This is a genomic window from Candidatus Cyrtobacter comes (genome assembly GCF_034470605.1).
Classification (GTDB): domain Bacteria; phylum Pseudomonadota; class Alphaproteobacteria; order Rickettsiales; family Midichloriaceae; genus Cyrtobacter; species Cyrtobacter comes.
The window spans coordinates 1-21,929 of record NZ_JARGYT010000014.1 but is presented as its reverse complement, the minus strand read 5'-3'; the positions used below and the strand labels follow the sequence as shown (position 1 = coordinate 21,929).

General features: G+C 34.1%; 20 protein-coding genes and 1 tRNA gene. 8 read left to right on the top strand and 13 right to left on the bottom strand.

Features of this window, described 5'->3' with window-relative positions:
• Positions 1 to 647 precede the first annotated feature (647 nt).
• The 7 genes from Cyrtocomes_RS01760 to Cyrtocomes_RS01730 form a co-directional block, all read right to left on the bottom strand.
• Complete coding sequence (locus Cyrtocomes_RS01760; RefSeq protein WP_322497495.1) at positions 648 to 815, bottom strand: P-loop NTPase family protein; 168 nt, start codon at positions 813 to 815, stop codon at positions 648 to 650.
• Positions 812 to 1,327 carry a GNAT family N-acetyltransferase gene (locus Cyrtocomes_RS01755; RefSeq protein ID WP_322497494.1) on the bottom strand — a complete coding sequence of 172 codons (516 nt, stop codon included), beginning with the start codon at positions 1,325 to 1,327 and terminating at the stop codon, positions 812 to 814. The genes Cyrtocomes_RS01760 and Cyrtocomes_RS01755 overlap by 4 nt, the downstream gene beginning before the upstream one ends.
• On the bottom strand, positions 1,324 to 1,803 hold the full coding sequence (locus tag Cyrtocomes_RS01750; RefSeq protein ID WP_322497493.1) for a hypothetical protein: 480 nt from the start codon (positions 1,801 to 1,803) through the stop codon (positions 1,324 to 1,326). Before Cyrtocomes_RS01750 ends, Cyrtocomes_RS01755 begins: the two co-directional genes overlap by 4 nt.
• Positions 1,779 to 2,216 carry an LD-carboxypeptidase gene (locus Cyrtocomes_RS01745; RefSeq protein WP_322497492.1) on the bottom strand — a complete coding sequence of 146 codons (438 nt, stop codon included), beginning with the start codon at positions 2,214 to 2,216 and terminating at the stop codon, positions 1,779 to 1,781. The genes Cyrtocomes_RS01750 and Cyrtocomes_RS01745 overlap by 25 nt, the downstream gene beginning before the upstream one ends.
• 169 nt (positions 2,217 to 2,385) lie before the next feature.
• On the bottom strand, positions 2,386 to 2,883 hold the full coding sequence (locus Cyrtocomes_RS01740) for a hypothetical protein (protein WP_322497491.1): 498 nt from the start codon (positions 2,881 to 2,883) through the stop codon (positions 2,386 to 2,388).
• A gap of 533 nt (positions 2,884 to 3,416) precedes the next feature.
• Positions 3,417 to 3,509 (bottom strand) — tRNA-Ser (locus Cyrtocomes_RS01735).
• Between the two features lie 76 nt (positions 3,510 to 3,585).
• Complete coding sequence (locus tag Cyrtocomes_RS01730; RefSeq protein WP_322497490.1) at positions 3,586 to 4,173, bottom strand: 50S ribosomal protein L25/general stress protein Ctc; 588 nt, start codon at positions 4,171 to 4,173, stop codon at positions 3,586 to 3,588.
• Between the two features lie 516 nt (positions 4,174 to 4,689).
• Here Cyrtocomes_RS01730 and Cyrtocomes_RS01725 point away from each other — a divergent pair.
• Complete coding sequence (locus tag Cyrtocomes_RS01725) at positions 4,690 to 6,339, top strand: autotransporter outer membrane beta-barrel domain-containing protein (RefSeq protein ID WP_322497489.1); 1,650 nt, start codon at positions 4,690 to 4,692, stop codon at positions 6,337 to 6,339.
• 503 nt (positions 6,340 to 6,842) lie between these two features.
• Here Cyrtocomes_RS01725 and pdhA read toward each other — a convergent pair.
• Positions 6,843 to 7,808, bottom strand: coding sequence for a pyruvate dehydrogenase (acetyl-transferring) E1 component subunit alpha (gene pdhA, locus Cyrtocomes_RS01720; RefSeq protein WP_322497488.1), 966 nt, complete (start codon positions 7,806 to 7,808; stop codon positions 6,843 to 6,845).
• Positions 7,809 to 7,990: 182 nt separating this feature from the next.
• Between pdhA and smpB the strand changes: the two genes are divergently transcribed.
• Positions 7,991 to 8,458: an SsrA-binding protein SmpB gene (smpB, locus tag Cyrtocomes_RS01715; protein WP_322497487.1), complete on the top strand. Its 468-nt coding sequence runs from the start codon at positions 7,991 to 7,993 to the stop codon at positions 8,456 to 8,458.
• 90 nt (positions 8,459 to 8,548) lie between these two features.
• On the opposite strand, the gene Cyrtocomes_RS01710 is transcribed toward smpB, so the two are convergent.
• From Cyrtocomes_RS01710 to Cyrtocomes_RS01690, 5 genes are all read right to left on the bottom strand, one after another.
• Positions 8,549 to 9,784 (bottom strand): MFS transporter, encoded by a 1,236-nt coding sequence (locus tag Cyrtocomes_RS01710; RefSeq protein WP_322497486.1) that lies wholly within the window; start codon positions 9,782 to 9,784, stop codon positions 8,549 to 8,551.
• Between the two features lie 252 nt (positions 9,785 to 10,036).
• Positions 10,037 to 11,731 (bottom strand): arginine--tRNA ligase, encoded by a 1,695-nt coding sequence (gene argS / locus Cyrtocomes_RS01705; RefSeq protein WP_322497485.1) that lies wholly within the window; start codon positions 11,729 to 11,731, stop codon positions 10,037 to 10,039.
• 4 nt (positions 11,732 to 11,735) lie between these two features.
• Positions 11,736 to 13,220, bottom strand: a complete 1,485-nt coding sequence (locus tag Cyrtocomes_RS01700; RefSeq protein WP_322497484.1) for a leucyl aminopeptidase — start codon at positions 13,218 to 13,220, stop codon at positions 11,736 to 11,738.
• A gap of 109 nt (positions 13,221 to 13,329) precedes the next feature.
• Positions 13,330 to 13,548, bottom strand: coding sequence for a hypothetical protein (locus Cyrtocomes_RS01695; protein WP_322497483.1), 219 nt, complete (start codon positions 13,546 to 13,548; stop codon positions 13,330 to 13,332).
• Positions 13,549 to 13,626: 78 nt separating this feature from the next.
• On the bottom strand, positions 13,627 to 14,592 hold the full coding sequence (locus Cyrtocomes_RS01690) for a phosphoribosyltransferase family protein (RefSeq protein ID WP_322497482.1): 966 nt from the start codon (positions 14,590 to 14,592) through the stop codon (positions 13,627 to 13,629).
• Between the two features lie 164 nt (positions 14,593 to 14,756).
• Between Cyrtocomes_RS01690 and Cyrtocomes_RS01685 the strand changes: the two genes are divergently transcribed.
• The 6 genes from Cyrtocomes_RS01685 to Cyrtocomes_RS01660 all read left to right on the top strand — a co-directional run bounded on the left by Cyrtocomes_RS01685 (position 14,757) and on the right by Cyrtocomes_RS01660 (position 21,470).
• Positions 14,757 to 15,212 (top strand): ClpXP protease specificity-enhancing factor SspB, encoded by a 456-nt coding sequence (locus Cyrtocomes_RS01685; RefSeq protein ID WP_322497481.1) that lies wholly within the window; start codon positions 14,757 to 14,759, stop codon positions 15,210 to 15,212.
• Positions 15,213 to 15,393: 181 nt separating this feature from the next.
• The gene (fliD, locus tag Cyrtocomes_RS01680; protein WP_322497480.1) at positions 15,394 to 18,294 is read left to right on the top strand and encodes a flagellar filament capping protein FliD; all 2,901 of its coding nucleotides are present in this window, start codon (positions 15,394 to 15,396) and stop codon (positions 18,292 to 18,294) included.
• Between the two features lie 5 nt (positions 18,295 to 18,299).
• Positions 18,300 to 18,764 (top strand): hypothetical protein, encoded by a 465-nt coding sequence (locus Cyrtocomes_RS01675; RefSeq protein WP_322497479.1) that lies wholly within the window; start codon positions 18,300 to 18,302, stop codon positions 18,762 to 18,764.
• 3 nt (positions 18,765 to 18,767) lie between these two features.
• Positions 18,768 to 19,283, top strand: coding sequence for a 2-amino-4-hydroxy-6-hydroxymethyldihydropteridine diphosphokinase (folK, locus tag Cyrtocomes_RS01670; protein ID WP_322497478.1), 516 nt, complete (start codon positions 18,768 to 18,770; stop codon positions 19,281 to 19,283).
• A complete protein-coding gene (gene folP / locus Cyrtocomes_RS01665) occupies positions 19,280 to 20,095 on the top strand; it encodes a dihydropteroate synthase (RefSeq protein ID WP_322497477.1) in 816 nt (271 codons plus the stop codon). Before folK ends, folP begins: the two co-directional genes overlap by 4 nt.
• A gap of 397 nt (positions 20,096 to 20,492) precedes the next feature.
• Positions 20,493 to 21,470, top strand: a complete 978-nt coding sequence (locus Cyrtocomes_RS01660; protein WP_322497476.1) for an efflux RND transporter periplasmic adaptor subunit — start codon at positions 20,493 to 20,495, stop codon at positions 21,468 to 21,470.
• Positions 21,471 to 21,929: the final 459 nt, after the last annotated feature.

Here is a 21,929-nt window from a genome sequence, read left to right as displayed (position 1 = left end):
GGAAACAACCTTTTATCCATCTAAATACCATATTTATCGCCTCCAATATAATATTGCATCTTTTCCATTATTTGGCAAAACCTTTGTTAACAGTGCCTACACCACTCTTATCTTTTATACAAAAATTTAAATTTATAAAAGGTTGTTCCTAGATGAAGGGTACTTTGCTGTTATTGTATGATGTGATTTTATTTTCTATAACACTAACTTCATTTGGTTGGACTTTAACAACATGAAATGAGGCAATATCAAATGATCTGACCCAATCTGCCAATTCCCCTGCAACTTCATGCAAAGCAAGATCGGTTGTATCGAGGATTTTTACATTCGCAACCTACTCATAGACTTTGAGGGTAGATAGCCGGCTAAAATCCATAATATCGGCTGCATCTTCTTGGATAACATGGGGGAGTCCACTGCGGACCTTGGGTGTGCATACGAAGCCAAGCTGACCAGTTCAGCATATTTTGATCAGCACCGTAGGTGTTGCGCTTTTTGAGTCGTTGAATACGCTCGAAATCGCTGATATCTAAAAGACAGAAGTTGATTTTATCTATTTGTTTGGCTGAAGGGCAGCTTAGTATTTCGCCTAAAACAATTTGACCCAGCAAGCAGACATCTTTACCTTCGCTCAATAATTTCTGTAGTCACTTCTCTGTGGATTCTTGACGCCATTTTTTATCAGCACCTTCTGGTACGCCAATATCGTCAAAATCATAAACGGCGATGCTATCTCCCAATAGCTCTTTCAAGTGAGGCATCAAAGCCGTTTTTCCGCTGCCACTGGCGCCACCTATAAAGCATAATTTACTCATTCTTTTACCTTTGAATGCTCATATTTGTATAAAACAACCGGTATACCTTTGTATGTGTCATTCCTTAAAAATCTCATTCCAATTTTTTCGGCGACTTTGATAGAGGGTTTATTTTCTGGATCAACAAAAGCAATAAATTCATTGATCTCAATACCTGCAGCATAATCTCTTACAGCCATGGCAGCTTCAGTTGCAAACCCTTTACCTTGAAAATGTGGTAAAAGCCGATAACTAATTTCGTACTGAGTATCATCCTCTTCCAGTGGTATAAATCCGCATATTCCTATTGGGACATCATTATTTTTCTCTGTAACCGCCCATATGCCAAGTGGATATTTTTTGTAACGTTCTAAAATAAACAACATCCAATCTTTTGTCTGTTCTTTGGAATAAGGCCCCCGAACAGAGTAGCGCATCACCTCTTTATTGCTCAGCAAATTGAATAACGCCTCAAAATCGGTGTCCGCAATTTCTCTGATAATTAAGTTTTGAGTTTTTGCTATATTATTCATAATAAACCTGTAAAATTAACATCCAGCCTGCAATTTGAGGCATATAGTGTGACATTTTGCCCAATGGGCAATACATATCTATTCTCAATATGCCCATATGGGAAATTCTTAATGCAGGGAACTTTTATTCGTTTACACCAAAAATCAATAACATCTTCTGTTGTTATCCCTTTGGAATCAAAATGTTTAGAAGTGCATTCAGTAAAACTTCCAATAACAAGACCAGACAGATTATCTAGAACACCTGCTACGTGCAATTGAGAAAACATACCTTCAACAAGATATGGCTCAATTCCAACATCTTCTATCAAAAGAATTTTTCCTGAAAAGTCTGGTTGATATGGTGTGCCCATTAGATTTAACAGACAAGTGAGATTCCCGCCGATTAAATGGGCTGTGGCGGTGCCATGGTATACTATCTCACCACCGTTTACGCAGTAGCTTTCTTGGTTTAGGCAATGCAGAAGAGACGACAATGTGTTTCCTGCGACAGTTCCGTTTTAATATCGCTACAATTAAAGCCCGTTACGGATAACGCACCGGTTTTTGCATAGATACCTACTTGTAGGGCTGTTGTGTCTGAATAACCTACGATAAGTTTAGGGTTTTGTGTAATCAGATCATAATCTAAGAGAGGCAGGGTTCTAATCGAGCAAGTGCCGCCATTGGTCGTGATGATGACAGAGACTTCTGGATCTTTGATGAAGTCCATAATGTCAGCTGCTCTTTCTTCATCTCTGCCTGCTGCAAATAATTCTTTTTTATCGAGATGCCTTCCTGTTTTTACTTTGAATCCTAATCTCTGGCAGTATTCTACTGATTGTTTGATGAGCCCATCAGGTACTGGGCTAGATGGCGCTACTATTCCGATAACCTGCTTGATACTCATGCTTCCCTCGAATAAATATTGTTTTGAAACAGGGTCTCAAACCCAAGTTTTTGATAGACTCCAAGTCCTGAATCAGATGATTCCAAAAAGCAATGACGAGCGCCTAATTTTTTTGCTTCTAATAATACGGTAATGCATGAGCGCGCTTGCATATCCTTGACCTTGAAACTCAGGCAGGGTGCACAACATTGTCTATCCTTGTAATGGTGCTGTCGTGCATTGACAGGGTGATCGATGCGATTGGTTGCTCCTGTTTGTATAAGCTGAAATGGCGAAGATTAATATTCCGTTTTAAAGCATTCTCATGGGTACCTGCATAGACCCTACAAATTTCAATCGTTGATTCAAATGCGCCTATCAATGGCAACATCCAGTCATTTAATTGATTATCATTCGATTTGATCGTAATTTCAGAATCAAAACTCGCAATTTGATCAGTTGCAAATCTATCTAAATCCACAACCATTGAAACGGATTTGCTTTTCTGGGGGTAACCCATAGTGCTTAAAACATCTGCCATTTGAGTGGTACACAATTCTTGTGGAATGATCACATCAAAAGAAAGGTTATCCTGATCGAAAAACTGCTTCCCTTCGGTTAGAATTTTATCCAGAGCATTTGTGTTTCTTGTAATGTAAATAAAATTGAGTTCGGCGCCACCGGTCATCTAGGCATTAGCACCATCGCTTAGATTCATGCATTTTAAGGAAATGCCTCTGAAAAAATAATCCTCGGCTTGGCTGTAGAGATCAATTATTTGGGGCATATTGTTCCTTTTTAACACTCATCAAATTCGGTTTTTTGCTTGTGCATAACATATGTACATATAACATATTTCCTTTCGGAAATATAGTGGAAACTGCTTTCCAAGCCTTGATTCACCTTATTTTCTCTATTTCGAATCCCCATTGCTACTCCGGCTTTCGTTCTCTAAAAAATGCATGAGCAAAAAGCAGCAATCCTCTAAAACCTAGGTAAATAGAGGGTTTGAGGACATACGTACCTTCACACCGAGTGTTCGCATGTATCGGAGATAGAGAGGGTGAAAACTGAGATTTTATGGGTAAAATGGCAAAGTTGGAGAAAGTGAGGTACTGATCCAACCGCAAAATAAAACGCTGGAAAGCTCACAAATGCTGTGGTTTTGAGGCGCGCTATCACCAGAGCAAAAAGATACGAGAAAAGTCATTCCTCAAAATCTGGCGGAGAGAGAGGGATTCGAACCCTCGATACCGCATAAAACGGTATACCTCCTTAGCAGGGAGGCGCCTTCGACCACTCGGCCATCTCTCCATCATCTAAAAATCACACCGCATAAAAGAGGGCAGCGCAAAACACTAAAGATAAAATTTACATTCAAACAAGCAAGCTATTCAGCACCTTGTTTATCCTCGGACTGAGAAGATGATTTACCAACTATACTTGCGATCGTAACACCTAAATCTCCACAAGCCGTAACACCCTCAGGAAGGATAATATCCCTCAAATGAACACTAGAACCTATATTAAGTAAAGATGAATCCACTTCTACATATGAAGGTATCAAAGCCGGTTTGCATAAAACATGTATAGAATCACAAACTATGTTAAGAACACCACCTTTCTTTATTCCTATACACTTATCCGTATTCAAGAATTTTACTTTGACAGGGAACCTAGTTTCAACATCTAAATCTACTTCCTTAAAATCAACATGTTCTACAGTATCTTTAACAGGATGAAGCTGAACATCCTTCAATATAGAAAATATCTTCTCTCCATTCAAATCAAGTTCTAAAAGCTTGGATTTCATACCACCTTTAGACATTTCCTTCAGAAGCTGCACAGAATTGACGGAGAGATATAAATTTCTTCCGGCACCATAAAGAACTGCGGGAACATAACCAGAAGCCCTCAGGGAATTCAAGCTCCCCTTGCTCCCAACTTCCCTAACCTTAGCTACAAAACTTAAAGTCATTGACTAGAAAATAACCTAAACAATAGCACAAAGAAGGAATGTTATACAAAAACACGCCTAATAGTCAATACGCACTATGATTTTTACATTAGTTATTATAAGATGGAAATTAGGACTGAGTGTAGTTATTATAAAAAACACACCTAAGCAGTGAGCGAGTAAGTCACTTTAAAATGATATAAATCAAATAATTAAGTGTCTATATTATCTTAGAAGAAATAAAATAATTTTAGGATATTATCCAGCTTTTCTGAAGTATCTGCGTTTGGCTTTCTTTAAAGTTAGGTAATACTATTTTGTCTAATTAGAATTACTACTTTCCAATAAGTGCTCATTTTATATTCTTACAACTTATCAAAATGTCATACTCTTGGCCTTTATTAATTTTTAACTTCTTGTTAATGGATATATAAAAAGTTCAAAGCCGCTGTATGCTTGTTAAAAATCAATTAGTTGCTTTTTAAAGTATTTATATTTAGTCTAATTCAAACGCAGTTTTTAATTAAAAACTCAACCATGAACAAATTCTTTACAACATCACTCTTAATCACAGCCCTATGCGCACATTGCAGCTATGCTGATATAATTGATGGAAAATATGGGAAAAACCAAGTTTTTTACTCGCAACCAACCCCGCCACTTCCTATAGCAGGGCAGGAATTTCAATTATACAATTTTACACAAGCATATGCCGATAATAATAGCGTTTATGATATTGCTGGTGGATATGTAGGATTTTTTTATACTAATGATAATAATAAACCAATAGGCATAAAATTATATGTAAACGGTAATACGCAAACCATTTCACCTAGCGGAAATATATTTGGATTAGAATATGATGGATTTTTATATATTTCTGGCGCTGATCAAAATGGTGCAATAACTGGTACTGGCACTAAAACGTTTATATCCAATTCTGAAGGGTTTAAATATGGTAATAGCACAAGCTATATCCCAACAAAAAATGGCGCAGCATCACTTGCAGATCTGCATGCTTATAGAGCTACACCTAGGATTCTTGGTGAGGGCGAAAAAATAATATTATTAACAATAAATCCAAAGTTTTTAGAAACAGTCACCGCCCAAAACAATAAAAAAGCTTATGGAATTGCTGCTGTACTGGATTCTTCTATTGCTTTTTTAGATGATGATGCAAAAGGTGCACTTGATGATGTGGATGGTTCACATAATAGCAAGGCCATCTCAAAAGCCACTGATCAGTTACTGCCTGTATTTGCTGGCTCTTCTGGATATTCTATATTGGATATTAAGGAAGAGGCGTATCATGCTGTAAAATCTAGAAATTCTATTCAAAAATCTTATGCACAAAATGGCAAAGAGCTCTGGGTTGAACCATTATACACAACTTCTAAGCAAAATGATCAAGATAACGCACCTGGGCATGATATGAAGGCAGGTGGTTTTATTTGTGGTTTCGATACTAAATTATCAGAAAAAATCCTTGTAGGCTCAGCATTATCTTATACCACTGCAAATATTAATAGTAATGATGCAAAAGATAAGTTAGATGCAGATATTTACGATATTATGCTTTATGGAAGCTATGCATTCACTCCAAACAATGAAATAAGCCTCACATCTAGTTTTGCTAGTATTAAAAATAAGTCATCAAGGTCAATTTCTATAGCATCGTTAAAAAGAACTGCTAGCGCAGATTATAATGGTTTTGCAATGAGTGTTGGGGCAAATTTTACCAATAAAACCAACATTAAAAAGAATATTGATGTTAAAGTAGGTGTTGGTATTGATTACCATAATTTGAAAAATGATGAATATACGGAAACCGGTGCAAATTCATTAAATTTGAAAACAAATGCACAAAGTATAGATAGGTTCATACCTTCTCTTGCCGTTGGTGGATGTTATGGTTTTTCAGAAAATCTTTCACTTGAAGCTAGCTTAGGAATTGCATGTAATGTATTTAGTGGCCAATCCAATGTTACTTCAGCATTTTCAGAAATTAATAATACTGAATTTAAAACAGAAGGGCTTATGCACCCCTCATTATGTGCAAAAACAGGATTATCAATGGCATATAAATGTAATAACAGCATAGATTTATCTATTGGCTATAGTGGCGGGATCTGGAGCGGTGATTTAACCGAACATACAATATCATTCAGAGCAAGTTTCAAGCTCTAGGTTTTTTTGATCCAGATATACATTATGCTTCTATAAGCAGTATATATAGCGATTTTGTTTGAGGTGGTAGATACTTACAGCTTATACTAATTCAACCTAAATCACTATATAGGATAACTTTGATCCTTTTAAAGAACACAAAAATTGTTGAGCACAGCATTTCCCTGACATTTGCTAAATCTTTATATCTCCGTGGCTTTCCATCAAACTCAAATTATCCATACTACCATTCTATATAACGTTCCTATATAGCTATTTAAAAAAGAAAGATAGAGAATCATAAAGTGTAAATTCAGCAACCATGTATTAACAGCAAACCTCGATCAATTTACTATATTCTTATCGGTAATGCTGAATTCTATATATACAAATTGTCATAAAGGCATAGAGCTACATTCAGATGGCTTTAAATTAACCAATTGATAAAAATGAGCCATAATCAAGCCATAATCAAGCCATATTCATAACAAATTGAATACATTAACTAGATAAGGCCTATGACATCATACATTAATATTATTATTCTTAAATATATCAGTATATAGCTCTTCCATTGGAGGTTCTGGACTTTCTTTAGCAAAATTAGTTGCTTTTTCAACTATCTGTTTAATTTCTTGTTCTATTTCTTTAACTTTAATATCGTCTAACAACCCCATCTCCATCAATTTAGATTTCATTATCTCAATTGGATCCCTTTCGTTCCTGTAACTATTAACCTCATCCTTATCTCTATAAGTTCCTGGATCAGACATTGAATGACCTCTATATCTATATGTCTTGATTTCTAACAGTTTTGGCCCTGAACCATTTCTGACACATTCTACAGTTTTTGACATGGCAGAGTGCACAGCAAAAAAGTCCATACCATCAACCTGTTGCCCCTCTATTCCAAAAGATTCACCCCTTTTATAAAGATCAACTGTAGAACATGATCTGGAAACTGCAGTACCCATGGCATACTCATTATTCTCTATCACATAAATAACAGGGAGTGACCACAACTTAGCCATATTAAAAGATTCATATACTTGCCCCTGATTAGCTGCACCATCACCAAACATTGTCACACATACATTATCAGTTCCTTTATATTTTTCTGCAAATGCTATACCTGTACCTAGTGGTACTTGCGCCCCTACTATTCCATGCCCACCATAAAAGCCTTTTTCTAAATCAAACATATGCATTGAGCCACCCTTTCCTTTAGAGCATCCCCCAAATTTACCAAATAGCTCGGCCATAATTGCATCCGGACAAGAACCGGTTGCAAGCATTGGTCCATGATCTCTATAGCTGGTGATAACCTTATCACCAGCTTTTAGTGTGGATTGAATACCCACAGCTACAGCTTCCTGCCCTATATATAGATGACAAAACCCACCTATAAGCTTCATTCCATAAAGCTGCCCTGACCTTTCTTCAAAACGTCTTAAAAGCAGCATATCTTTATAATAACTTACCAGTTTCATTTAAAAATGATATTATCAAGCCTATTAAGTCTGTACATTAGTATTGAAGCGTGGATATTGCAAACCCCATATTCCAATAAATAACAGCTTATTTGATAATTTTTATTGATATTCTAAAGACTATTGGAAGTGCCAAAACTTTATGTTAGCATGCAAAATTGGACAGATGAGTGGTTTTGCCTGTGAATAACTTTAAGGTAATATCGAACAATAGAAGAGCTAGATTTGAATACCATATCCAGGACACTATTGAAGCTGGCATAGTATTGCTTGGAACCGAAGTTAAATCTTTGAGAATTGGGGGCTCTGTATCGCTTGAGGATTCCCATGCGGATTGCACTCAAGCAGGAGAGATATTATTATTGAATGTACATATACCAGAATATAAAAATGCCGGTATTACAAATCATTATCCTAAAAGACCAAGGAAGCTTTTACTTAAAGCAAGAGAAATAAAGAAGCTTTTTGGACTTATTCAAAGAAAGGGTATGACGCTCATACCACTTAATATGTTTTTTAATAAAAAAAACATATTAAAAGTTTCGCTTGGGATTGCACAAGGCAAAAAGATGTATGATAAGCGCCAAGCTATTAAAGAGAGGGAATGGAATTTATCAAAAGCAAGAGCTTTTAAAGATGAACTAAAGTAAAAAGACAGATATTTTAGCGATTTTAACTCTTTTATATTTTTAACTCTTTTATATAATTAATTAAATAAGAAGAACTCCTAGATAAGTTTTTTACTTGGTTTTATCGTTATAATAACGAGCTAGGATAGCTATAATCGATGGTATGCTTAGCATACTGGAGATAATAAAAAACATATCCCATCCATAATTTGATACAATAAAACCAGATGTGGTAGCAATATTAAATCTTATAATTGATGAGATAGAGTAAAGTAATGCAAAACATGAAGCAGGAAAACGCTTATCACACAAACTACTCATATATGAGATACAAACTACATTAGCAACACCATTTGCTGTTGCTTCAACTACATTTATGCATGTTAATATCCATAAATTTGCATCTGAAATTAACAAAAAAAGCAAATTTGTAACAGCCGCAGAGACCTCCGCTATTAGCAGATAGTATACTGTCCTAAATCTTGAAATTAAAAATGCTCCAAGAAACGCTCCAAATATATTAAAAACAGTACTTACTGTCTGTATCACAAGTCCAATCTCGGTCTTTGTAAATCCCTTTTCTAATAAAAAGATCCAATACATGGAATCAAGATACGTATCACTTACCTTAAAAAAGGCTATAATTAATAATGATAAATAAAATTTTGGTAACCTTAGCAACGAATACACTACATCAATAACTTCAGCCTTAAACCACTTTATACACATATTAATTGTATAACGGTTATTAATTAATCTATGATCCTCCGCGATGAAAATGAGAGTGAATATACAAGGTACATAAAGTGAAGCGACAATAAAAAACACTTCTCGCCAAGATAAAAATGCAAGAAGCAACATACTTCCAGCACCTGATATCACTAACCCCGTTCTAAATCCTAAGACATGTATACTATTTGTATATAATATTGTTGGAGATAACTCTATTCTATAGCCATCTGCGGCTATATCATGCAAAGTTGCAATAAAGGCTGTAGATGTTGCTAATATGAGCAATATATATATTTGCTTTTCTGGGTCTATTAGTCCCAACGATACTATTAATAAAGCGATTAGAGTTTGGGTTGCAACTAACCAACTACGCCTTTGACCAAAATTCTTTGGAAAAATTTTTAACCTTATACTCTCAACAATCGGAGAAAAAAGACATTTATATGAATATGGGGTCAATCTTATAGCGAATAACCCAATCAAAATCAATGATATCTGATGCTCATATAGATATACAGAAAGGGTAGAAGCAAGTAGTAAATAAACCAAGCCACTACTAAACCCTAGCGAAAACGGTACTAACGAGTATTTTGTGATCTTTCCATAAAATGCCATTATAGCTTAGCAAAAAATGATGAAAAAGCTGCACAAGAATAAACCCCTCATCTAATAACCTGAGATACACATAGCATGCTAATACATTTCAACCACATAAATTGCAACAATTTTGCTATATAAATATAAAAGAATGACATGTTAAAATATTTGCATGATACCTCCTTAAATAAACCAAAGATAACAAACATAACTAGATAATGGGCAAATAAAATATGACCTTATAATTTAAAATTTTCCAAATATAATATCCTACATACTTTCCAAAGCATCTATTTCAAGCAATTTTAAGCCTGTTTTCAATACTTTAGAAAATGCAAAAACTAATGCTAATCTAGCTGCAGTTTTATGCTCATTTTCAAGATCTATAAAGCGTGCATCCTCATCTTTATTCCCTTTTGTCCATAGTTGATGAAATAGCAACGCAAGCTCTTCAAGATAATATGTAATTTTATGTAAAGAGTTTGTATTTATAATATCAATAATTAGGGTTTCAAAACACGCTAACTTCTTTATTAACTTCACCTCCTCATCTAAAACAATTTCTGCCAAATGTAACACGCTGCTTAGGTCAAATTTTGCCTTTCTTAATACAGAACACGCCCTAGCATGTGCATACTGTATATAGAATAGAGGATTGTTCTTTGACTGTTCCTGAAGCTTTGAAATATCTATATCAAGGCCAGTGTCATTTCTTTTAGTCAAAATTGAAAATCTTAACGCATCCTTTCCGATAAGATCTATAATCTCGGCCACAGTGATAAAATTACCACTCCTCTTAGACATCTTGATATTATTATCACCATCTTTTATTTTTACTAGCTCCATTGCCTTGATTATTATAGGAACCGTTCCGTTACTAATTGCATTCACAACTGATTCAATCCTTTTAATATAGCCTATATGGTCCCTGCCTAGAATAAGGAAAAGCTTATCAAAACCCCTCATTATTTTATGATCATGATATGCAATATCCCCAGCGAAGTATGTTGGCGTTCCATCTGATCTAAGCACAGGCCTATCTAAATCATCACCAAATTTTGAAGATCTAAATAATAATTGCTCGCTATGCTCCCAATCGTCATGATTTTCTATACCCTTTGGCGCCTCTAATACCCCCTTATATATTAACCCCTTATCAATTAATTTTTCTATAACGGCATCCAGTGTTGGCAGGATATCATTTTTTTCAGAAATAAAGGAATCGAAACAAATCCCTAGTTGTGCCAAATCACGCTTTATTAAATTCATTACCTCGGAAACGGCATACGATTTTAATTCCTCATTAAACCTTTCTTTGGCATTGTTTTTAGCAAAATCCATATCAGGATTTTTATCCATAAAAGATTTAGCAATATCAACTAGATATCCACCTGGATAACAATGATCTGGAATTTCTATCTTATCTCCATGCAGCTCTCTACAGCGCAAATAAAGCGATTCTGCTAAAGTATCAATCTGCTTTCCAGCATCATTTATATAATACTCTTTAAGAACCTTAAAACCCGTCTTTTCTAAAATATTACTTAAAACATCACCATAAACAGCACCTCTTGCATGCCCTATATGCAAAGGACCAGTTGGATTAACGGAAACAAACTCAACCTGCACAGCACGCCCTTTTCCTATATCAGGAAATAGATTCTCTTTGTTAATAATATTCTCCAAGGCTTTATGCCAATCTGATAGTGATAAGGTAAAATTTATAAACCCAGGACCAGCAATTTCAATTTTCTCGAAAACAGAATCATCAATTGTTTTGACTATCTCTTTTGCAACTTCTATTGGATTTTTAGAAATTGCTTTAGATATGGCAAGGGCAATATTTGTTGTAAAATCCCCATGAGAATCATTGCTTGAAACCTCAATGACAGAATCAACACTTATACCGTATAATTTAAGAATACTTGAATTTACAAGTTTAGATACCCTTGCCAGATTAATCATAATTTTATGCTTCGTAATTAGATTTTATAAATTCATTCAATAATCTAACACCAAATCCAGTATAGCCTTTAGGATAAAGTGGCTTGTCATCATATTTATTTCTTGTAACAGCGGCTATATCTATGTGCGCCCATTTTACACCCTCTTTAACAAATCTTTGCAAGAAATGCGCAGCAGTAATGCTACCACCACCTCTGCCGGATTGTCCTGTATTTTTCACATCTGCAATATCTGAATTTATCTGTGCATCATACTTTTTAGACATAGGAAAATGCCAAAGCAATTCTCCACATTTTTGCCCGGCACTTATAAGCGCCGTTTCCAATTCTTTATCATTTGAAAATAAACCAGCATATGTATCACCTAAAGCTATTGTTATAGCGCCCGTGAGCGTAGCAAGATCTATCATTATCTTAGGTTTATATACCTCTTGCGCATACCACATGGCATCTGCAAGTACTAATCTACCTTCTGCATCAGTATTATCAATCTCAATAGTTTGGCCAGACATTGAGGTGACTACGTCACTAGGTCTTTGCGCCGTACCTGAGATCATGTTTTCTGCAAGCGCAAGAATACCAACAACGTTAACTTTTGTTTTTCTTTTAGCAAGCGATTCTACAAAACATGCAACAACCGCAGCGCCACCCATATCAGATTTCATTTCCGTCATTCCTGGTGTAGGCTTGAGATTAACACCACCTGTATCAAAAGTTATGCCCTTTCCAACAAGTACTATAGGGCTTGTGTTATTATTATTACCAATCCATTCTAGAGCTACTAATTTTGGCTCATAGGCACTACCCTGAGCAACACCAATAAATGCACCCATACCTAGCCTCAACATCTCATCTTTAGATAAAATGTTACATTTCACACCAACGGTCTCCATCTTTTTGCATAGATTTGCAAATGATTCAGGGTATAAATGGTTTGCTGGTTCAGTTTGTAGATCCCTTGCACGCAAAGTTCCATCCAGAACAGCTATATTAGCTTCTATCTCATGCTTTATATCAAGGTCAGTGATTAAATTAGCCTTCACCAAAGACTTTTCATTATCCTTTTTTTTCTTAACAAAGTATTTATTGAAAGTATAATTGCTAAGCTTAATACCATTTAAAATGGATATAACTGTCTCTTTTTTATCAAGAGAAGCTGTAATTTCAGTACATATATCCACTGAAGTTATCTTAGCATTGTTCAATGCCGATGTTAAAGATGCACAAGCTGCTGATAAAGAATCAAGAAGATCTTCATCTGTCTTTTTTACAATATTTACTACAAAAACTGTTTTTTGCGAAAGCTTCCCTTTTGGGGCCAGAACCTTTGTTATAGAGCAGGATTTATCATTAACGCATTTATCTGCACTAAATACATCAAGTACCATATTATCAGTATCTAATTCCCTAAGCATCTTAGGAAATTCACGATTAAAGGCAAAAAAAGCTACGGCGCTTTCTTTGTAACTAGTTGAAATTGCAAAATCCATACTAATACCATAAAGAATTAGATTGTAAAAATCTTAGCCTAAATAATACAGATAAATCACAGACGGTAAAGCAAACATTAGCAAACCGAAATAAAGAATGTGTATATAGCTAAAACACCTCCAAACTATTTCTTCTTAGCTCATATTTATTTTTCACCTCTTCATTTATGCCTATAGACTGAAAAATACGCAACGAATCAAAGTTGTGACTTTTTAAGCCATCATATATGTTAAGCAACTCTTCCTTTAGTATCTTTTCGAAACACATAGAAAAGTTCTCGGCGCATTGACCACTAAGGCCAAAATCTGACGCTGTATTGGTCGCCACCCTCCTAATTTTTCTCCAAACCATTGTTTAAAGAAGATTATTGAATATGAATTAGATTAGACTAGCACTTTTTTGATCTCAAAAAATAGTTTTACTTCCATATATTAGCAATTCCTTCAGCATATTTGATATATTTATTAATCTTATATCGATATTTGGAGCTAGCTGATTGCATTTTATAGAAATAGAATTGGTGACTACTATTCTATCTACCATTAGAAGCAGTTTATCGAAGTCTTCGGTTGTAGAATTTATTAAATGTGTTGCATATATAAAGATCTTGCGCGCCCCAGCATTCTTAAGTTCATACGCTGTATTAAGAGCACTTTTGCCACTACTGATTATATCATCAAGAATTATACAGACCTTGTCTTTTATGTTATCCGCTACTAATGAAGAGGTGATTTCACCAAAAGCCCTCTGCTTTTTAATCCAAAAGACCTCTTTACAATTTATCATCTTTTGCAATCTTTGAACATTAAGAAAAGCTCTATCATTTTGCTTATCCAGACCATCTGTACTACCAAGCACTATAAGATCCAATTCTTTATTGTATAAAATTTTTATTATATCTTGGGCAAAGAGCTTTAATGGTAAAAGGTTAATAAAATCCGCTCCAAAAACATTAATGCAGGATTGCATAGATTCAATAGAGTGAATATCAAGGGTTATTAATTTATCGACACCTGCTATCTTAAGTAACCGTGGTATCAATGAGCAGTTTTTAGAAATAACACACTCATCTTGAAAAGATTTATCATGCCTCATAAATGGCATAAATGTAAGGATAAGATTAATCTTCGAACTAAACAGTGAGCTTATCAAATGACAATTAGAGAGGATTTGAAGTATAGATTCACTAAAATTTCCGCTTACAGAGTCTAGATAATAAATTGGCTCATGTTTAGTGTCGGCTATCTTTGTATTCATCGAAGAAAAGACTTCTCCATTAGAAAATTTACCATTATTAACAAGTATAGTATCAAATTCCGTACATATATCGCGCTTGATATCATACGAAAGGTTATCACCTATTATAACCAACTCACTTACTAGATAAATAAAAACATAATTAATATATATAAAGATGACGTTTTATCTAGCTAGTACTAAACTTTAATATTTAATATACTCTAAAAGAAAAATTATTTGTGAATAACAAAGTTATACTTTAGTGTGTCCCCTTGATAGTATTTATCTAAGTTCAGATGTCATACCTTGATTATGGAGCCCTTTTTGATAAGGCAATTGTAGATATAATAAAGAACGTATTAACCATAACAGAAAAAAGCGGATTAATGGGTGGTAATTATTTTTATATTTCCTTCTATACAACATTTCCAAATGTTGTACTGCCGGCATCATTATTAGATAAATACCCCGTTGATATGACCATAGTTCTTCAAAATCAATTTGAAGATTTAAGGGTTTATGACAGTTATTTTGAGGTTGTACTTTATTTTCATGGCAAACCACACAAGTTAAGGGTACCATTTAATTCAATACATACATTTGCAGATCCAAGTGTTGAATTTATACTGCAGCTCCATAATGATGATAATACAAAGGCAAACAAACATAACACAGCAGATAATGAGAAAAATACTAAAGAAGATACAGATCGTTTTCTGTACCTAGATGAATTTAATCAAAAAATACAGTAGACCATCGTAATAACTCAGCATTTAGAAAACAAAACCCATGCTTTCGCGTGATGCTGGTGTTATATTTTAATATCCAACCGCTCTATTACCTAAATCGATAAATTATTACAAACTTGTTTCATTTTCCAGAGGTATTGTCTTATACTTATGAAATATTAACGAGTTTATTTTCTTCGACAATATGACTGCCGTTTATAGTAACAGCTATTATAGCTCTACCAGCTCTATCTATAGTCGCAACCAGCATGTAAGCTTACAAGAACTTCCCACTAACAAATCAGAACTTCATGATTTGATAGCTAAAAAAGAAAAGGAATTAATGGGCGAATACAAGTCTACTTTTGAATTTTTCAAAAAAGAGCTAGGTGAGGCAATGGTAGGAAGCAAGATGAATGTTATAAACAAAGCAATTCATGAGCTCGCTAAAAAAGAAGTATCTAGGGATTTGGTAAATGCTGTACTTAAGTTTAGCATGAAATCTATTAGCGAAAGCTCTCAAAAAGATTTAAAAAGTACTCTAGATATTATTAGTGGTAGCACCATAGCTGGCAATGTCTTTAGTAAGTTATGGCCTTCTTATAATTCGAACCAAGGTTGTATAAATATTAAAGATATTTCTGGGGCTCATCATGGTGATAGGTTTTCAGTTACCGTAAACTCTATTGCAAAGAAAGAGGTTCTTTTATTTCCACAGATGGATACAAACGCAAAAGTAGGTAGTAGCGGCTCTTGTGGAATTAGCTCTACATCATGCATAGAGCCCGGAGAGATAGTACTTACACTGAAAAATAAAATACTTAAAATTTTGGATAAAAAGTTTGATGATAGAGAATCTTCTGTAGTTTCTATAGATGGCAGCTCTGGTACAAAATTTAAAGCCGGTTATTTCTATATCAATAATAAATCTGTGGAACTAAAAGATGGGCAGAGCCTGAATGATATAGCAAAATTAATTAATCTTTCAAAAATAGGTGTAAGGGCTGAAATAAAACAAGATAACAGCTCTAAATACTATATTCTACTTCAACCAACACTTCCAGGAGGAAAGCTTAAAATAGATGATATATCTGGAATTATAGGTACTATTACTAATGAGGTACCAAGTGTTAGTATTAATATATCTGAGGGTGATTCCATACCCACCATTATAAGTAAATTTAATAATGCGGCACAAGGCACCGCCTCAATATCGTATAATGTTTATGGTAATAAAATTTCTTGCTCACTATATTCTGGGTTAACAGGTACAGAGAATAAAGTTGATATGACATTTATGGGGACCCCACCAACCAAAGATGGTACAGGGTCTGGTAGGTTTTTTGAGACTTTTTCAACACTTCAACCTGCTAGTGATACAGATGTAGTATTTGATAATATACCGATTCAGACATCTCAAATTAATGTTTTAGATATTGGATTACCAGGTGGTGGTAATTTGACTTTAGAATTACTGAAAGAGACTCCTAGCGGTGAATCAGTAAATTTTACAGTACTAGCAGACCTAAGTAGCATTAATAAAAATATAGAATCTTTTATTATTGGATATGCAAAATTTATGCATCAACTTAGTAAGTTAGAAGACATACAGCATGGTTATTTAAGTTCATTTATAAAAAAAGAACTTATAGAGCTTAAGGAAACTCAAAAAATATTATCTGCTAAGATACTAAATGGTGATTCAATTTATTTAAGAGATCCACAAGGAAATACTATAGGCATGCCATCTATAGGAATAAAATTTTTAGATAGCAGCAATTTAGGATTATTTTTTAGCGATGATATAGAAAAAGCTAACAGCATCCAAGATCTAGAGAATCTTGGTGTTATAAGTTTTGACGACAGGCTCTTTCAAGACAGCATAGAAAATAATCTTGAATTTATGGCAAGCTTATTTATCTCTGGTGTGAATGGTAGCAAAAACTTTAGATTAGAATCTGGCAAAGATGTTATGGCAAATTTACGCGTCACGCCACTAGAATTAGAAATAAATCTAGATAGTACAAAAGAAGCCATTCTTTCTAATGCTAGTAAATTATTTAATACAACAACTGAAAGTATTGGGCTTAGTGAAGGTGCAATTCAGATAGGTGAAAACATTATAAAGGTGGGCCCAAGTGATTCATTAGAAAGCTTAAATTTAAAAATCAATGCATTAAAGATCGGTGTAACCAGTAAGATCTCGGTATTTAATTCGAAAAATTTCTTGAACCTTGCATCGGTAAATAATTACTCTAGCCCTGATTCAATATTATACGATTATGATGGTGTACTAAATGGCTTGTTTACACCTAATCCTGAGGAAATATCTAGCAAGGAATTTGCAGCTGATCGTCTAGTGATCTCAGATCCTGACATAAATCCCGCGGGTGGAACATTTGTAATTAACGGAGCTCCAGTGACTATTGAAGCTACGGATAAGCTGCCTGATTTAGTAACAAAAATAAATAATTTACACGTTGGTGTAACAGCTAGTATCGAAGATCTAATAGATGTTCAGATACTTAAGATAACCTCTAATACTGTTGAAATTAACGATGAGATAATTATAGAAGATAATGATTCTGTTATAATTAATGCACTCATAATTCCAGCTAAAAATCCATATGCAACCAAATTTAAAGACTATTCTAAAGTAGTGACAGCACAAGCCTTTGATGGAGATGAGTTCATTGATAGGAAGGTTAGCTATATACCTGGTTTGAGCAAAGTGTTGTTCATAAAGTGGCACGGAAACCCTAATCAGGAATTCGCGATTAATGGAATAAAGCTACTATATAATGGATCTTACAGCTCTGGAATAAATGAGAAGATTAGTATAAACTATGCACTTGTTGATAGATTTGCATACAATTTTGATTCTATTCGCAATGAAATATCCTCTGTAACCGCTAAAATTAGCACTAATATAGATACTTTAAATTCAGAATATAAAATCGCAGAAAATAAGTTGCACGAATCAATTCAGAAAGCTAGCATTGATCTGGGAGAGTCGCTCAAAAAGCGTAATCAGCGCAAAGCTGAGAAGAATGCTATTGGCGCGCTTCTTAAAATTCACAATAATGATAGACGAGAAGATTTGTAATTTTTATGTCAATATATCTTTTAAATGATGGGGTTAGTAATAATGTGCCGCAGAAGGCTGCATATGCAGACGATCCGTCAAACTCACTCATTATATATAAGAAATGCTTTAACGTTATAATTGAGAAGATGGAGCAAATTTTACCTTTGCTTCCAAATATTGCAATTATCTACTCTATGGCAGATAAAAATAATGAAAATGAGGTGCTATTTGAAAAGAATACAAAAGATGCATTTTCTATTATAGAGAAAATTGTGGAGATATATAAAGAAGGTATCTATTCTTCTGATATTACAAATGAAGAGTCTGCAAATGATATTATTTTTCTTGCCGATGCTTTAGAAACAATTAAGTGGAGGATAGATTTATTACAAAAATGTAGGAAAGAATTATATGTAAAGCAAATTATAACTCTCTGTCTAGTATTTTTAAAGATAATAAATAAAGTAGGTAGCGATTTAGATTTCTGATTGATGCTATATCTGATTTCACTTGGCTCCAATGTTGGAGATAGGCTACATAACATGAGGAGTGCTGTGGCTGGAGTTAGGAATTTTAGTAAAATATTAGACATCTCTTCATTATATGAATCTAAAGCGTTACTTCCACCAGGCGCTCCTAAAAGCTGGAATATAGATTATCTGAATTCGGTCTTAAGCTGTGCATCTGATCTTGAGCCGCATGATTTCCTGTCTAACATCAGGGAAATAGAATGTGAAATGGGAAGAGGTAATGAGAGAAAAAAGTGGTCACCTAGAATAATAGATATAGATATATTAATGTGTTCCAATTGTATAATTAGTGATGATTTACTTCAAATACCACATCCATATATGCACGAAAGACCTTTTATAATCATACCCGCATCTGAGATTGCTCCTAATCTTATACATCCTATACTGAATGTCACCCTTTCAAGTTTGCAATATTCTATTAAGAGCGATAATAATCCTAAGATTATTACGGATAATTGCTGGTATAGATTATGAAAATTTTTGGAATTTTAAATATTACTCATAATTCATTTTCTGATGGTAGCGAGTATCTTAATTTAGATAATGCTCTACTTCAATATGCTCAACTTATTCAAGATGGAGCTTATATGGTTGATATAGGGGCAATATCTACATCTTATGGAGCGAATTTATTAACTTCTGAAATAGAAAGAAGTAGGCTAGAGCCAGTTCTTATAGAAATAGCCAAGCAGTTTGGAAATTTAGAGAGGGTAAGTATAGATACTTTCAGACCTGATATAGCAGAATTTTGCATAGAGCATGGTGTTACAATGATAAATGACGTATCTGGCGGACATGATGTGAATATGCTTTCTGTATTAGCAAAAAATAAGGAGGTTAAGTACGTTTGCGTTTGCAGCCTTCAAGTTCCTGCGAATAGAGAAAATAGAATAGAATCAATAGATAAATTATATGATCATGCAAAATTTACCATAGATAGGGCATTAGATAATGGTATATTAGAAGAGCAGATAATTTTAGATCCTGGGATAGGATTTACAACAGGTCCGGATCTTTCAGTAGAAGTAATAAAAAATATAGATAAATTTAAAAAACTTGGTTTCCCGTTATATATAGGGCATTCAAGAAAATCGTTTATGAGCACAGGGTTACCTGCTAAGGATTCCTATATGAAAAGAGATCCAGAAACACTTGCAGCCTCACTATATATGTTCCTAAAGCAGATAGATTATATCAGGGTACATAACGTTGCCTTACACATTAACGCACTGAAGTTGTTCTCCAGGTTGGTTAATTACGGATACATAAATACTATAGTTATTTAAGTTAAATTAGCATAAGCTGTAATACAAGAAGTATTATGCCCTCTCAAATAAAACAGCTATATAATCATCTTTATAGCTCATCATGCAAAAATAATCGCTACAGAGCCACCACTTGGAAGTAGCACTGCATGAGGTTTATCAAGTATAAGGCCGCCATAAAATTTAACTGTCTCTATGATTGTTATATAACTGCCCAGCTTCAGTTAATAGTACTTCAACATATAGCAAAATTAAACCACAGTAGCTATAAATGCAGGAATTTATTGATACTTAGAGCGCGATCAGCTATTTATGTTAGTACACGTTTTTTGCTTTATATTCTGTTTTTGTTTTTTATATGAAATTGTTCAAGTACAACAAGCGTCTATTATGGCTGCTTATTTTGCCACTCATAATAATGATTATTATTGTATTTCGCAAAGGGAACATAGATATAAAAAAAGAGGCAGAGGTAGTTCAGTATTATCATTTTTTAGATTCCATTCCTCAGGAAAGGGAGATATATATAAATGCATTTGGCCGCGTTAGAGCAAAGAATAAATTTCCCATAGTAAGTATGGTAAATGGAAAAATAGTTTCGCTACCTGCAAAAAAAGGAATAAAATTAGAGCAAAATTATGTAATAATGCAAATTGATGAAAGAGAAAGAAAAGAATTGCTGGAAAGCGCTAGAGCAAAATTAGATAATGCCAAGATATTAGCATTATCTGCAAAAACGTTATATGAAGGAGGCTATGGCTCTGAGGCCGATCTTCTTAAAGCGCAATCACAGATGATAGGAGCAGAGGCGGATTTTAAAAAATTAAAAATAGATCTTGATAATTGTAAAATTAAAATCCCGTATGAAGGGTATATAGATGAGTTATTTGTTTCGATAGGCCAAGATGTCATTGCGGGACAAAAACTGGTTGAATTTGTATCTTTAAATGAACTTATTATTGATGCTGTAATTCCTGAAAATAAAATCCATATGGTAAAAATGGGTACTGGAGTTTTGGTAAAATTTGAAAACAAAGAAAAATTAGCTGGTAAGGTTATATCAAAAAGTAGTATTATTGATGAAAAAACATCATCTTTTCCAATAGAAATCTCTATAAGTGAAAATAATATCATAGTCGGTCAAGTTGCTAATTTATCTATTTCCTTAGGTAAGATGGCATTACATAAATTACCACAATCCGCATTATGCCTCAATGAAATAGGGGAGATTGGTGTAAAGGTTATAAATGATGATGTTGTAGGCTTTAAAAGAGTGAAGATTATTGATGAAGATCAGGATAGTGTATTTATAGCTGGATTGGATAGTAACCAAGAGAGGGTTATAACAATTGGTCATGAATATGCTAAAGTTGGTCATAATATACCATTATCTTAAATCTCAATAGCTTTTTTTATATGCGGATGGATAGCTACTATAACGAATATTATAAGTAGCTCGCTCACAACAGCAAGATCATCTCATTTTTATGGAAAATACAAAGCATTCGCTAGACTTGGACAGTACCATAAATTACCATTTGAGCTTTATGAAGCCACAGCTAAATGAGGTGGATGTGTGAGCAAAATGAATTAGCACAGGCTGTAATATATTATCTACGCATCTCAAATAAATAAGCTATAGAACTAATATAGCTTGCCTTGGCCAACTTCATTATGTGGCGATAATCTCTCATGTTCTCAAGGACTGACTATAACAAAACTATATACTCTAAAAAATACTCAAACCTTTTTGCTAATATTATATCCTCTATTCAAAAACCATGTAACCAAATATTCAATTACTTAGGTAGTGTCGACATTTATTTTAGCTATAGATAGATTGCTGCTATAAAAA